13 protein-coding genes are annotated in these 13,659 nt (G+C 58.6%); 3 read left to right on the forward strand and 10 right to left on the reverse strand.

The window, feature by feature from the left end:
* Positions 1–40: 40 nt before the first annotated feature.
* The 4 genes from prsW to RIN49_RS03000 all read right to left on the reverse strand — a co-directional run bounded on the left by prsW (position 41) and on the right by RIN49_RS03000 (position 3,408).
* Positions 41–736, reverse strand: coding sequence for a glutamic-type intramembrane protease PrsW (prsW, locus tag RIN49_RS02985; protein ID WP_309118680.1), 696 nt, complete (start codon positions 734–736; stop codon positions 41–43).
* A gap of 49 nt (positions 737–785) precedes the next feature.
* A complete protein-coding gene (locus RIN49_RS02990) occupies positions 786–2,039 on the reverse strand; it encodes a Glu/Leu/Phe/Val family dehydrogenase (RefSeq protein ID WP_309118681.1) in 1,254 nt (417 codons plus the stop codon).
* Between the two features lie 148 nt (positions 2,040–2,187).
* Positions 2,188–2,787: a genetic competence negative regulator gene (locus tag RIN49_RS02995; RefSeq protein WP_138193308.1), complete on the reverse strand. Its 600-nt coding sequence runs from the start codon at positions 2,785–2,787 to the stop codon at positions 2,188–2,190.
* A 222-nt stretch (positions 2,788–3,009) separates the two neighbouring features.
* The gene (locus RIN49_RS03000) at positions 3,010–3,408 is read right to left on the reverse strand and encodes a hypothetical protein (RefSeq protein ID WP_309118682.1); all 399 of its coding nucleotides are present in this window, start codon (positions 3,406–3,408) and stop codon (positions 3,010–3,012) included.
* Positions 3,409–3,573: 165 nt separating this feature from the next.
* Here RIN49_RS03000 and RIN49_RS03005 point away from each other — a divergent pair, with 165 nt between their 5' ends.
* On the forward strand, positions 3,574–4,458 hold the full coding sequence (locus tag RIN49_RS03005; protein WP_309118683.1) for a polysaccharide deacetylase family protein: 885 nt from the start codon (positions 3,574–3,576) through the stop codon (positions 4,456–4,458).
* Here the strand turns inward: RIN49_RS03005 and RIN49_RS03010 are convergent.
* Together RIN49_RS03010 and RIN49_RS03015 are read right to left on the reverse strand one after the other, a co-directional pair.
* A complete protein-coding gene (locus tag RIN49_RS03010) occupies positions 4,443–4,628 on the reverse strand; it encodes a hypothetical protein (protein ID WP_309118684.1) in 186 nt (61 codons plus the stop codon). The genes RIN49_RS03005 and RIN49_RS03010 overlap by 16 nt on opposite strands.
* 1 nt (position 4,629) lies before the next feature.
* Positions 4,630–5,232: a CPBP family intramembrane glutamic endopeptidase gene (locus tag RIN49_RS03015; RefSeq protein ID WP_309118685.1), complete on the reverse strand. Its 603-nt coding sequence runs from the start codon at positions 5,230–5,232 to the stop codon at positions 4,630–4,632.
* Positions 5,233–5,306: 74 nt separating this feature from the next.
* Here RIN49_RS03015 and RIN49_RS03020 point away from each other — a divergent pair, with 74 nt between their 5' ends.
* Entirely contained in the window at positions 5,307–6,218 is a 912-nt protein-coding gene (locus RIN49_RS03020) for a hypothetical protein (protein ID WP_309118686.1), read from the forward strand.
* Here the strand turns inward: RIN49_RS03020 and RIN49_RS03025 are convergent.
* Positions 6,215–6,541, reverse strand: coding sequence for a rhodanese-like domain-containing protein (locus RIN49_RS03025; RefSeq protein WP_309118687.1), 327 nt, complete (start codon positions 6,539–6,541; stop codon positions 6,215–6,217). The genes RIN49_RS03020 and RIN49_RS03025 overlap by 4 nt on opposite strands.
* A gap of 455 nt (positions 6,542–6,996) precedes the next feature.
* Here RIN49_RS03025 and serA point away from each other — a divergent pair, with 455 nt between their 5' ends.
* Positions 6,997–8,586, forward strand: coding sequence for a phosphoglycerate dehydrogenase (gene serA, locus RIN49_RS03030; protein WP_309118688.1), 1,590 nt, complete (start codon positions 6,997–6,999; stop codon positions 8,584–8,586).
* A 108-nt stretch (positions 8,587–8,694) separates the two neighbouring features.
* Here the strand turns inward: serA and RIN49_RS03035 are convergent, their stop codons facing one another.
* From RIN49_RS03035 to RIN49_RS03045, 3 genes are read right to left on the reverse strand one after another with little or no spacing between them, the layout of a single operon-like run.
* Complete coding sequence (locus RIN49_RS03035) at positions 8,695–11,052, reverse strand: hypothetical protein (protein ID WP_309118689.1); 2,358 nt, start codon at positions 11,050–11,052, stop codon at positions 8,695–8,697.
* A 31-nt stretch (positions 11,053–11,083) separates the two neighbouring features.
* On the reverse strand, positions 11,084–12,715 hold the full coding sequence (locus RIN49_RS03040; protein WP_309118690.1) for an extracellular solute-binding protein: 1,632 nt from the start codon (positions 12,713–12,715) through the stop codon (positions 11,084–11,086).
* A 42-nt stretch (positions 12,716–12,757) separates the two neighbouring features.
* The gene (locus tag RIN49_RS03045) at positions 12,758–13,654 is read right to left on the reverse strand and encodes a carbohydrate ABC transporter permease (protein ID WP_309118691.1); all 897 of its coding nucleotides are present in this window, start codon (positions 13,652–13,654) and stop codon (positions 12,758–12,760) included.
* Positions 13,655–13,659: the final 5 nt, after the last annotated feature.

Raw genomic sequence — 13,659 nt, forward strand, 5'->3', positions numbered from 1 at the left:
CCTTTACCATTGGATGCTTCACCCAGTTTGGACGGACGCGTCACATTTTAAACTCTTCCTCGCGACGAATCATGCGAAGCGGCGAGTGATGGTTCGCGCGCTTCATTTTCCAAAGCCCTCTTGCCCAAAGATACGCCATGAACGGCACCATGAGCCACATCCAGCTCGACTTCGCCGTCGTCAGCAGGAAGTCGAACATGCCGTGATAGAATACCGGGAACATGAACGCGAAGGCGAAAAACTTGCCGCGCTCCTCCTTCGCGAATTTCGCCTGTCCGAAGTAATAGCCCATGACGACGCCGAACAGCGCGTGACCGGACACGGGGAGCAAAGCGCGGACGAGCAAGGTGGATATGGAAAACGGTTCGAAAAACGCGTACAGCATATTTTCCATCGTGGCGAAACCGAGCGACGCGGCGGTCGCGTAGACGATGCCGTCGTACGGCTCGTCGAATTCGGCGTGGCGGAACACGGCGATCGCGACGATGAGCCACTTCGCCGCTTCTTCGAGGCCGGCCGTCGTCACGAACGAGAACACGAACGGATCGTCCTTCCCGAGCCACAGCTCGAAGCCTCGCTGCAGCACCATGACCGGAAACACAGACATCATGCCGAACAGAAACAGCCTCGCGACCATCGCGATCGGTTCCGCCTCGTATCGGTCCTTCAGGTAAATATAGGACAGCAGCGCGATCCCGGGAGCGGCGGCGGCCGCCGCGATCGAGAACAAAGCCATGCGTCGCCCCCCTTTCCGTTTTAGAATAGGGCGCGCGTGCCGCCCCTCGTTACACCCAGCCTCTGTACCGCGCGGCCTCCGCCATCTTGCGAACGCCGACCATGTATGCGGCAAGCCGCATGTCGACGCCCCGCGTGGCATGGGTTTGATACACGTTGTCGAAGCCCTTGACCATCATCGCTTCGAGCTTCTCGTGTACTTCTTCCTCGGTCCAGTAATAGCCTTGATTGTTCTGTACCCATTCGAAGTACGAAACGATGACGCCCCCCGCGCTGGCCAGCACGTCCGGCACGAGCAGGATGCCTCGGTCGGAGACGATCTTCGTCGCCTCGAGCGTCGTCGGCCCGTTCGCCGCTTCGACGATGATCGATGCTTTGATTTCGTGCGCGTTGCGGGCCGTGATCTGATTTTCGATCGCGGCCGGCACGAGAATGTCGCAGTCCTGCACGAGCAGTTGTTCGTTCGTGATCGCCGTCTTCTCGAACAGCTTCGTCACCGTGCCGAACGAGTCGCGCTTGTCGAGCAAATATTCGATATCGAGCCCTTCAGGGTCGTAGAGCGCGCCGTATACGTCCGAGATGCCGACGACCTTCGCGCCGGCCTCGTGCATGAATTTCGACAAGTAGCTTCCCGCGTTGCCGAACCCTTGCACGATGACTCTCGCGTCCCGGACGTCGATGCCGCGCTTCTTCAGCGCCTCGCGGATCATGATCGTGACGCCCTTGGCCGTCGCGGTTTCCCGGCCGTGGGAGCCGCCGAGCACGATCGGCTTGCCCGTAATGAAGCCGGGGGCGTCGAATTCGCGGATGCGGCTGTATTCGTCGAACATCCAAGCCATGATTTGCGAGTTCGTCATGACGTCGGGCGCCGGAATGTCCTTCGTCGGGCCTACGATTTGCGAGACGGCGCGGACGTACCCGCGGCTCAGCCGTTCCAGCTCTCGGAAGGACATCTGTCTCGGATCGCACACGACCCCGCCTTTGCCGCCTCCGTACGGAAGATCGACGATGCCGCACTTGAGACTCATCCAAATCGACAGCGCCTTCACCTCGTCCTCCGTGACGTCGGGGTGAAACCGAACGCCGCCCTTCGTCGGGCCGACGGCGTCGTTATGCTGAGCCCGATACCCGGTGAACACCTTGACCACGCCGTCGTCCATCCGCACCGGAATGCGGACCGTCAGCACCCGCATCGGCTCCTTCAGGAGCTCGTACATTTCTTCCGTGTAGCCCAGCCGCTTCAACGCTTGCCCGATGATCGTCTGCGTCGACGTCAGGACGTTGCCGTTATCCGTTGCGGTCACGTTCTCCACCTCGCATGCCGTAATCTCGAACGTTCTAAGTGCTATTGTTCGTTGGCGGAAGTCGGTTCATTCCGGTACGGACAAAAAGCATCTTTCCGCCCCGCTCGGGGGCTGACAAAAGATGCTTTCTTCGCCGATTCCTTACGACCTATGCAAACTGGGCGCGGACGACTCCGATGGCGCCCTCCGCGATGACGACCTTGCCGTATTCCATAAGTACGGCGTCCGTGTAGGAGTTCGCCTCGCCGTACTCCGACAAGACCGAGATCAGGTTGTCGAACCGGCGATCGTCCTCCGCTTCGTACTCCAGCTGGAGCACCCACTTGTTCTGGTAGGCGTATAGCGCGCCTGCATCCGTATATTGAGGTCCGATTCGTTTCGCCGCAGAGATGACGTGCTCGAAATCGTTGAAGGTGTAAGAGATCAGGTCGCTCTCCTCGAGCGTCACTTCCATCTCGAACATGTCTTCATCGTCTTCGTCGGGATACGAACCGCGTTTCTCCGATTGTTTGCCTTTCGTGACGATGACGACCATGCCTTGCGCCGGCATCGCGAACACTTCGACGGCGAGCGGGCCGTTCGTCTCGAAGCCGAGCTCCGAATAGGCTTGGTCCATCAACTCGTTGAACAACTCGTGAACCTTCGGGATTTCGCGCCACATGTCGTATTTCTGGATGCCCCGCTCCGTCAAATCGTCGAATGTAAGGAAAATCCGAATCTTATCATGGCTTAGCCTCTCGATTTTCATCGCAGGATCCTCCTTTATTCGAAAAAAATCCGGTTACTCCAAGGTATGTTCAAACCTCGGAATGGTGAACGAAAAAGTGAAGCGTCTTCGCTTCGCTTGTCTCGCCGTACTTCCATGTTATCATTAAATTCCCTCGATTGCACTATGTAAACGCCCCCTTTTTCCCCAACGCAAAAGAACCGCCGGAGCTTCTGCGCTCCGGCGGCTTTCGGGCCGCTTCCCTTAACGAATCGTCGATGCGTCCCGGCTTTCGCTCAAGATGTCGTTCACTTGGCTTTTCAGCGCCGGGTCTTGCTTGACGATCGACTCGACGCGGTCGAGTCCGGTCGGCTGGGAAGACGTAGAAGCGTTCGTCGAACCCATGCCCGTCATACCGGTCATACCGCTCATGTCGGACGTCATCGCGCCTGTCGAGGTCGCGTTCGCGCCGCTCGCGTTGTCGCCGTAATACGACCGCTTGTCGGGCGACATCATCTTGCTGCGCGCCTTCTCGACCATGCTGTCCAACGCCTGCGTGGCAGAGCTGATGCCCGAGAAACTGAACGTCCGGTTGTTGCGGCTGAAATACATTGCGGCGGCCGCCCCAAGCAATCCGCCGACCACGATCCCGCTCATTCTCAACGGAAATCCCTCCATTTCAAAAATAACTACAGCCCTATTTTGTCTCGAGCCGCTCCGATTCATGCTGATGAAAATAAGGGAAACCGGCGGATACCGCATCGACGTCGGGCATGCTACAATGTGCGAAACGCGGGATGAACAGACTGCAGGAGTGTGATGCTACGCATGAGAAACATCGGATGGATCGCGGCGGGGCTGCTGCTCGTCGCCGCCCTGGCGGGCTGCGGAAGCGCCGGCGAAGGCACGGACGCCTCCCCTCCGCCGGCCGAGTCGGCGGCCCCGGACTCCGTCGTCCCTTCCGAGGGCGACGCCGAGACGGAAGAGACGGAGACGGCGCAGCCGCCGCAATCGGAACCGGAAGCGCAGCCGAAGCCCGAACCGGAGCCCGAGGCCGAGACGCCGACCGTCGAGAAAGATTATTATATGGACGGAAGCTACATCCTTCGTCCGAAAGACGAATCCGATCCGAAGAAGGTCGTTCTGTTGACGTTCGACGACGGTCCGAAGGACGAAGAGACGTTGACGTCGATGCTCGATACGCTGGAGCGACACCGAGCGAAGGCGATTTTCTTCCTGAACGGGTATCGCGCCGAGAAGAAGCCCGAGCTCGTGAAGCTGATCCATGAGCGCGGCCAGACGATCGGCAACCACAGTTGGGATCATATCGACTTGAAAAAGGAGCCGCAGGAAAGCATGGAGAAGCAGATCGACGACGTTCAAGCGCTCGTGCGGGACATCGTCGGCCAGGCGCCGACGTTCTTCCGGCCGCCGTTCGGCTCCGGCGGCGACGCGGTGAAGAAGAAGGCGAAAGATGCGGGGATGTTATACATGACTTGGTCGAACGGATCCCGCGACTGGGAGAAGGGGTACGACGAACCGCGCAAGGTTATCGACAGCGTGCTGGAGCAGCTCCATCCGGGCAGCAACATTCTGATGCACGAGCTCGCTTGGACGGACGAAGCGCTCGACGAGCTGCTGACCGAGCTGGAAGAGCGCGAATACGGATTCTTGGATCCGGAGCGGATCGATCCGGACTATTCCAAGAATTGAATGCCCCAGACGACGAGGCCGGCCGTCAACAACAAAAAGCATATCACTAGAAAATGGTAAAACAATCGAGTCATCTTCAATTTATTGGACGGATGGAGCTTGCTTCTCGGCGGAAGCGGTCCGTCCGTTTTTTTTTCGTCCTGTTCCGCGTCCGACACGTAGTTCGTCACGTCATTCCGCCCTCCGATACCGAATAATGAGTCCCATCACGAGATCAATGATAAAATGCGCGGCGATCGGCGTCCATAACGTACCCGTCCGGACGGCGACGTAGCCGAGGCCGTAAGAGATGGAGAAGACGATGCCCGTCATCAGCCAATGCTTCAAATATCGAACGTGGACGACGGCGAACAGAATGCTCGTCCAATAAGGCCCCATCCAATGTTGAACGGCCCCTCGGAACAGCACCTCTTCGCACACCGACACGAGGAACGACAAGAGAATAATGTGCCACACCGGGCGCGTTCGGAACAGCATGTCGTTGATCCCGCCGTCGTCCGTCACGTCCTCCGGCACGAATCGGGACAAGACGCCGTCGGCGACGAGCACGACGACGGCCAAGCCCGCGCCCCACAGCCAAGGCGTCCAGCCGGACGGCAAAGCCAAAACGCCCCAAACGGTTCGTCCCTGAATCCAGAGCAGCACGACCCCCAAAAGCAAGGTCAGCGCTTGCGTCAAATAGACGTTCAGAAGCAGCGTTCGATCGTCAAGGTTCGACATGTCGACTTTCTGAAATTTGACTTGCTTCCATTTTTTAAAATCGTATTTTTTCATAGTCAACAATTCCCTTTTAGCCGCTTATCCCCTATACTGATACAGTAATCGCCACGGAAGGCAGAGGGGTTCTCATGGATAAAAAATTGACAAAGTTCGACATCTTGATGGCGCTCGGATTCATCTTCGCGCTGGTCGTCGGCGTCGGCGCTTTCTTCTTCGGCCTACAGACCGGCAAGGAGCAAACCGACGCGAAATACCAAGCGATGATCGCGGAATTGACCGACGAGAAAAATCAGGACAACGTATCGTATCACCAACAACAGCTCGTTTCATTTTACCACACCGTGCTGCTTCCGTTTCGAGAGTTTCAAGACACGTGGTTCCGTCATTCGGAGACGATCGAAGCCGGCGGCGGCTCCACGGACGCCGACGCGCTGCTGAAGGAGCTCGGTCGGCTCGCGCGGGAAATCGCCGGCGAAATCAAGCCCACGACGATCCCCGAGGTGTCCCCGCTGCTTCGCGAGTCGCAAGCGAATTATCTGAAGAGTCTTACCTTATTCGCGGAAGCGACCGATCGTCTGCAGGACGGACCGGACGGCGCGGCGCTCGCGGAGACGATGCGGCAGGATCCGTACGTCGCCGAAGCGGCCGGCTTCGCGTTAACCGCTCAAGCGCAATATTACGAATCGATTTGGAAGTGGAACGAGGCGAACGACCCGGGTCTGGTCGGCGCCGACGCGGTCGCGAAGGACAACCTGACGTTCGAGGAATGGCGCAAGCTGCCTCTGAACGGCAAGAACTTGTTCCTCGCCCGCGCGCTGTCCGCCGCCGGCGCGTTCACGCCGTTTTACCCGCAAGACGTCGCCGCCCGAATCGACGATCTCGACGCGGAAGGCCGAATCGGCCAATTGCAGCTCGGGAATCTGCGCTCCACCGTCGAGATGCTCCTTTCGACCGGCGCCGTGCGAAGCAACGACTTCTTCCGGTCGAAGGAGAAGCATTACGAAGGCGAGACGCTGCCGCAGCTTCCGTTCTTCTATTAATCGTATGCGAAGCCGCGGGCGGCCGCCAGCGCGGCCATGCCGCCGATGACGTTGACGACGTCCTCGTACCCTTGCTCCGCGAGATAGCGGCACGCGTATTCGCTGCGCACGCCGTGGGCGCAGACGACGTAAATCCTTCGATCCGACGGCAATCTTCCGAGCGAAGCGGGAATCGTCTGCAACGGCATCAAGATCGTCTCGTCCAGATGATAATAATCCCATTCGAACGGCTCTCGTACATCGATGACGAGGCCGTTTTTCAATTCGCCGCGTTCGTACAAACGAAGAAATTCGCCCGGCGAGATATGTTCGTAGTTCGACATGGGTCTTCCTCCTTAGACATGCTTCGCATGATTGCATTCAGATTATTATACCTTATCCTCGTCGCGCTTTTCATATTGACACGACTACCACGTCATGTTACATTATTTTGCAAGTGTTAACAGACGAATAAAAGACGATGATGGAGAAGAGACATCGCGCGCGTTCCTCAGAGAGCCGATGGTCGGTGGAAATCGGCGAACGCGATTTGTCTTCAGCGCTCTGGAGTTGCTGCTTGAACGTCCCTTCGATGCGGATCAGTAGACGCAGCCGGCGAATCGGAAGCCGTTACCTTTCCGGGTCTTATTTAAGACCGACCGAGGCCGCAGGTGCGAACAGGCGGCGAAGTAGGGTGGTACCACGAAACGATTCTCTCGTCCCTTCATACGGCATCCGTATGAGGGTCGGGAGTTTTTTGTTTTCCATTTTTCCATATTCGGGAGGAGAAGAAGGGACCATGCTTAAAGTTTTAGTTTCGGATCCGATCAGCGATTTGGGTCTGCAGCAGCTGACGGACGCAGCCGACATTGCCGTAGAGAAAAAGACCGGCCTGTCGGAGGACGAACTCGTCGCCATTATCGGCGAATACGACGCGCTGCTCGTGCGAAGCCAGACGCGCGTCACCGAGCGCATTCTCGCCGCGGGCACGCGCCTGAAGGTCGTCGGCCGCGCCGGCGTCGGCGTCGATAACATCGATCTGGACGCTGCCACCAAGCGGGGCGTCATCGTCATTAACGCGCCGGACGGCAACACGATCACGACGTGCGAGCACACCTTCGCCATGATGATGGCGCTCGCCCGCCACATCCCGCAAGCGTACCGCAAGACGGTCGAAGGCGTGTGGGATCGCAAGTCGTTCCTCGGCGTAGAGCTGCGGAACAAAGTGCTCGGCGTCCTCGGCATGGGCCGCATCGGCTCCGAAGTGGCGAAGCGCGCGAAGGCGTTCGGGATGGAAGTCATCGGCTACGACCCGTTCTTGTCCGAAGACCGCGCCGAGAAGATGGGCGTGCGACTCGGCTCTGTAGAAGACATCATTCGGGAAGCCGACTTCATGACGGTGCATACGCCGCTCACGAACGAGACGCATCACATGATCGCGAAGCCGCAATTCGATCGGATGAAGCGCGGCATGCGCATCATTAACTGCGCGCGCGGCGGCATCATCGACGAGATGGCGCTGAAGGAAGCGATCGACGAAGGCATCGTCGCCGGCGCCGCGTTCGACGTCTTCGAGGAGGAGCCGCCGAAGCCGGATCATCCGTTCCTGACGCATCCGAAGATTATCGTAACGCCGCACCTCGGCGCTTCTACGATCGAAGCGCAAGAGAACGTCGCGATCGACGTCTCCGAACAGGTGCTTCATATTTTGCGCGGCGAAGCGTTCCAGAACGCGGTCAACATGCCGCCGATCCCGCCAGCCGTGCGGGCGAAGCTCGAGCCGTACTTCGAGCTCGGCACGAAGCTCGGCTCGTTCCTGGCGCAGCTCGCGGAGGGCGCGATCAACGAAGTGCAGGTCAGCTACTCCGGCGATTTGTCGGACGTCGACACAATGCCGCTGACGCGCTACATCCTGACCGGCATTCTATCGCATCACCTCGACAAGGAGCAGGTCAACATCGTCAGCTCCTTCCACCTCGCGAAGACGCGCGGCGTCGAAGTGATCACGCAGAAGTCGACGGCGGCCAAAGGCTTCACGAACTTGATCACCGTAACGATTCGCACCCGCGAAGGGAAGCATTCCGCCGCGGGCACGCTGCTCAACGGCTACGGCGCAAGAATCGTGCAGATCGATCCGTACCCGGTCGACATTCCGCCGGAAGGACATCTGCTGCTCATCTCGCACACGGACAAGCCCGGCATCATCGGCCGCGTCGGCACGCTGCTCGGGGTCAACGACGTCAATATCGCGACGATGCAGGTCGGCCGGAAGGTCGTCGGCGGCTCCGCGATCATGGTGCTCACGATCGACAAGCCGGCGCCGAAGGCCGTCATCGACGAGCTGAAGAAGCTGCCGGACTTGACGGACGCGATCGAAATTACGCTATAAAGACGCTGCCGCGTATAACGGTTTCGCGTAATAACAAAGACAACGGCCGGGAGAGGTATCCCGGCCGTTGTCTTTGTTTACCCCATTATTGCTGCGTACGACTTCCGATCACTCCGCCGCGCGCACGATGTCAGGCTCGCCTCGGGTGAAAAACGTTACCTCGACGGTAGGCTTCGGCTCCCCAGAAAATCTGCAGCTGAACGAGATCGTCTGTCCGCCGCTCCTCCATGTCGGCGGCTCCGTTGCGGCCGCGACGGATCGCAGCAGGTTCCAGTTGCGATCGTATACTTTGCCGATTCCGTCGCCGTCGCAGACGAGGTACTCGCCGACGGCGATCTCCGTTTCGAAGGCGAGATACTGGCCGTGCAACTGGAACGAGGGGCGGCGAATGCAGGCGTCCGCGGCGCCGGAAGCGGACGAAACCTTCAGCGAGAAGCGCAGCGCCTGCGCGCCGAACCGGTTGTAGAACGCCCAATCGGCTCCCCCGGGCTGCCCCGGCTGCAGCTCTTCCGGGCTGCAGACGAACCCGCCGGCGACGTCGACCTCATACAAGCTCCATCGATTCGGATCGATCGGCTCGAGATGCCAGTCGCTCTTAGGATCCTGCATGCGCGCTTGCTGCTCCGTCGTGAACGCCTTCATGCGCCTGGCGCGCTCCCATTCGCGAACCGCGGAGAGCAGCGCTTCGACGTTGCCGTTGCGGCGCAGCACCGCCAAGTCTGCGACCAACGCGAAGCCCGCGTCGAAGCCGGCCGCCTTGGACAACACCCATTCGATCTCGTCCATCGTCGTCGCCTCGAATGCATTCGAGGCGGATCGGACGAGGAACCAACCCAGCATCCGAGGGATGAAGTTGCGCGCAAAATAACGCTGGTTATGCAGACGCCACTGGAGCTGCCCTTCCCGGGTTGCCGCCCCCCACGGCTCTCCCCAGTTAAAGCGCGTATGCACATGCCACAAGAAATTCGGCACCACGATGCTGGCGTCGTTGATGACTTCGCGGTCCCATCCGTCGAAGCATCGCTTTACGAACCGGCTGGCCGCGTAATCCTCGTGCCCGGTCGCATATACCCCCTCAAGGCCGTCGAAGGAAATTTGGCGCAAGCCTGTATTTCGGAAGAGCTCCGCCAAGCGGTCGCCATACTCGTCCTGAAGGGCGAGGTCCGGGAAGAAAACGTCGTACGGATGGTCCCACAGTCGGCCTACGTCCATGCCGGCGGCGTGAGCGGCGGCCGTCGTGCCGTTCGCCCCCCGCTTACACCCGAGCAGCGTCCAAGGAGGAGAATCGGATACCGCTTCGTATTCGATCAACTCCCCGCCGACGACGACCGTACGCCGATACAAGCTCAATCGGAACGGAACCGGATCATCCACCGTGATCTCGGCGTCTTCCGCGCCGACCGGCGCCGTTAGGCGAGCCGAACCCGCCCGTTGCAACCGAGGGTCGGGAACCGGAGTGACGAACGGATCGTTCAACGAGGTGAAATTCGTCAACGTATGGACGCCGAGATAGACGCCTTCCCGCTCCGCCAGCTCCACGCATGACCTCATGCCTTGATCCCCGTTCGGGAACGACGAAGGGTTCAGCTCGAAGTGGCCCCAATTGTTGAACGGTTCGGGATGGTACACATAGCGCAGCCCGGCTTGCTTCGCATAACCGACCGCTTCGCCGATCGTCGATTCCGAGAAATCCGAAATGAGGTATGACTGATTCGCCGCCGGCGACGTCTTCGCCCACGCCCCATCGATCGTGGGATGCGGCAACCCCTCTCCCAGCTCGATCGTCTCGAGCGTATCGAGCACGCGGTCGACCGGACAACCGAACAACGCGATCCGGGAGCCTTCGAGCTCGGCGTCGAACCCGGATAGCGGTGCAACGAAAATATCGGACTGCCCCCACACCGCGCGCCGCTCGGCGCGGGTTCGGTTCCGAACGTAGGCCTGAAGCAGGCTGCCGCCTTCCGCCGTCGGCCAAGCCGCGCTAACGGAGTAATCCATCTTCGCGTCGGCATACGCCGCGACCGGTCCCGCTGGGACGTCGACCGGATGACCGCCGATCGTCTTCTCGTTTAACGTCTGGATGCCGATCGCGTATTCGCCGTCATGGACGATGCCCACGGATTCGCCGATGGAGGCCGAGAGCGTCGTCGCATAAGGTCCCCATAGCAAAACGGAGGGCGCGGGCCCGGTAATGCGCTTGACCTCGAACGTGAGGTAGAGGGGATGCTCTTCCACGCTCACCTCAATCTGTAGGCCGCTCTCCTTGAATTCGAGCGCGATCATGCCGGCGCCTGTCCGGCGGAAGCCGGACGGCGCTTCCGTCGCGCCGTTCGTCCGAACGCGGACGATGGGCGACTTCAGACGGCCGGATGCGAATTCCCGGCCCGTCTTCGAGCAACGGAGGCCGATAAGGTTACCGATGCGGTCGAACTCCACTTCGAAGTGCTCCGTACGCAGTCGATGCATGTTTATTTAGCTCCCAAAAGTTAGTTTCTGTCTATTCGCGGCTTTCTTCGTAAATACGCTGCGCCTCTTCCATAACAAGGTCTCCGCCCATCTTCTTCCATTCGTCGACGAATCGGTCGAAGTCGTCGAGCGACTTGCGCCCCGTGATGAAGTCGATAAAGGTTTGCAGTGTAAACTGCTCCAATTTATCTTGGTACTCGTTGTAGACGGGTTTGTTATACGGCGCCAAAATATCGATCACCCTCGTGCCTTTCGCCCGCGTCTCCTTCGCCAATTCGCGCAAGTCGGTGTCCGACGTATAGGAGGTTTGGAAGTCGTAATCGTTGAAGGAGCCCGCCATCGAGTATCCGCCGATTCCTTCGCGTTTGCGCACTTGCTCGTCGTCGTAAGGAGCGATGAACTCAACGATGCCCTTCTCGTTCAACTTCCACATTTTATCCTTCTCGCCGAAGTTCAGCTTTTCGTAAATTTCCGGGTCGAATTGGGACGCCTCGAAAACTTGTAAATACTTGACAAGCTTCTCTTGGTCTTGCTCCAGCTGCTTGCCGAACATGACGCCGGAGGCGAAGCTCGGGTGGTATTGCGAGATACCATACGCCCCTTCCGGTCCTTTGACGCCGCCGACAGTTTCCCAAGCGAACTCGGGATTCGCCGCTTTCAATTTATCGTACCATTGCTCGCCGCCAAGGAACGCGCTGCCGGGCAGGAACGACCACCAGTAATATTCGACCGCTCCCGCTTTCGCCGTCAGCACCTTATCTTCTACGTTATTTCCCTTGTTGACGACGAATTCGGGGTCGATCAATTCAAGATCATGCCAACGCTTCAATACTTCGAGCGCTTGTTTCGCGCCGGGTTCGATCTCCCCGCGGACAATCTTGCCGTCCTTCTCCCGGAAGATGTTCGGATAAGCGTCGAATGCGCCGAACACGGAGCTGAACAACGATTCGATATTACTTGCGGAGCCTGTCATGCCGTACGTATCCTTCTGCCCGTTCCCGTCCGGATCGTCGTTCCGGAAAGCGGTAAGCGCCGCTTCCATCTCTTCCAACGTTTCCGGCGCCTTCTCGATGCCTACATTCTTCAGCCAGTCGCCGCGGAAGCCAAGCTGCAGACCGTCGATGCCGATGTCCCATAGTACGGGGAGTGCGTAAATTTTGCCGTCTCTTCTTACGTACTGATAAGGATCGTCGCCGAGGAACCGCTTCAGCCATTCCACGTACTTCGGCATATGTTGTTCGATGAGCTCCTGCGGAATTTCCGCCGCTACGCCCTGCTGTAAAAACTTGTCGTAATCCGGGAAGGACGGCTCCTTCCACCAATCCGGAATTTCGCCGGAAGCGATCTGAAGATTGAGCGTCTCCGTGAACGTATCCCTGGCGGCGGCGACGAACTCCGTTTCGATGCCGAACTTCTCTTCGATCGCCCGAACCCCGTACGAATCCGTGTTCGTCAATCCGTCTAAATTCCAAAATTTCAGCACGGGCTTTTCCGCCGATTTTGCGGCTTCTTGCTTCGCAGACGGATCGACGCCTTGGTCGGTCGTCTCCGTTCCTTCCGGCTCGTTCGAGCCGTTCCCTCCGCCAGAGCTGCAAGCGGCTAATAAGACGATCAATGCAAGAGAACTTATCGCCGTCCGCCAAAGCATCCTTTTCTTTTTCAACCCTCTCATTCCTCTCAAGTCTTTTTTTCTATTAAAAGGGGGTTACCCCTTAATAGCGCCGATCATAACGCCCTTCACGAAATACTTCTGAATGAACGGGTAAACGAGAAGCATCGGTATGATCGAAAACATGATGACGGTCGCTTGCAGTTGGCGTCCCGAAAACACCGTCTTCGTCCCCAAGTTTTGGATCACGGAATTGATGTCGGTCATATTGTTCTGAATAATAATTTTACGCAACACGACTTGAAGCACTTGCTTGTTCGGATCCGTAATATAGATCATGCTGTCGAACCATGCGTTCCAATGGCCGACGCCGACCCACAACGCTATCGTCGCGAGCACCGGCTTCGATAACGGCAAGGCGATTCGCGTAAAAATTCGAGCATACCCCGCCCCGTCCACCCGGGCGGATTCCTCCAGTTCCTCCGGCAGCGCGCGGAAGAAATTGCGCATAATCAACACGTTAAAGGCGCTGATCATGCCCGGCAGGACGAGGGCCCACACCGAATTGAACAAGCCTAGTTCTCGAATCAACAAGTAACTCGGAATCGTACCGCCGCTGAAGAGCATCGTGAACAGAATGACCGCCGTGAAGCCGCGGTTGAACGGCAAATCCGCCTTCGCGAGCGGGTACGCGGTCAGCGCGGTGAATACAAGCGATAAGACGACGCCGATGCCGGTGCGAAGAAGCGTATTCGCGTATCCCGACCACAGCGCATCGAAGCGCAGCGCGAGTCTATAGCTTTCGAAAGTCAGTTCGGCGGGAAATAAGATGAATCCCGATTCGTAAGCCGAGCTGTTCACCCCCGCGCCGTCCAGCGAGATGACGACCTGCGTCCAGAACGGATAGAGAGTCGTAAGCGCCACGATCGCGAGTACGAAATACAGAACGGCGTCGATCGCCTTATCCCCCGGCGACTTCTTGATGTTGATCATGACCA

The sequence above is a fragment of the Paenibacillus sp. genome (genome assembly GCF_031177825.1).
Taxonomy (GTDB): domain Bacteria; phylum Bacillota; class Bacilli; order Paenibacillales; family YIM-B00363; genus Paenibacillus_AE.

Excerpts from the sequence above, each read along its gene's own strand:
- RIN49_RS03025 (WP_309118687.1), bottom strand. The coding sequence starts at position 6,541 with ATGTCGAACTACGAACATATCTCGCCGGGCGAATTTCTTCGTTTGTAC.
- RIN49_RS03005 (WP_309118683.1), top strand. The coding sequence starts at position 3,574 with ATGAGAAACATCGGATGGATCGCGGCGGGGCTGCTGCTCGTCGCCGCC.
- RIN49_RS03020 (WP_309118686.1), top strand. The coding sequence starts at position 5,307 with ATGGATAAAAAATTGACAAAGTTCGACATCTTGATGGCGCTCGGATTC.
- RIN49_RS03015 (WP_309118685.1), bottom strand. The coding sequence starts at position 5,232 with ATGAAAAAATACGATTTTAAAAAATGGAAGCAAGTCAAATTTCAGAAA.
- RIN49_RS02995 (WP_138193308.1), bottom strand. The coding sequence starts at position 2,787 with ATGAAAATCGAGAGGCTAAGCCATGATAAGATTCGGATTTTCCTTACA.
- RIN49_RS03035 (WP_309118689.1), bottom strand. The coding sequence starts at position 11,052 with ATGCATCGACTGCGTACGGAGCACTTCGAAGTGGAGTTCGACCGCATC.
- RIN49_RS03045 (WP_309118691.1), bottom strand. The coding sequence starts at position 13,654 with ATGATCAACATCAAGAAGTCGCCGGGGGATAAGGCGATCGACGCCGTT.
- prsW (WP_309118680.1), bottom strand. The coding sequence starts at position 736 with ATGGCTTTGTTCTCGATCGCGGCGGCCGCCGCCGCTCCCGGGATCGCG.
- serA (WP_309118688.1), top strand. The coding sequence starts at position 6,997 with ATGCTTAAAGTTTTAGTTTCGGATCCGATCAGCGATTTGGGTCTGCAG.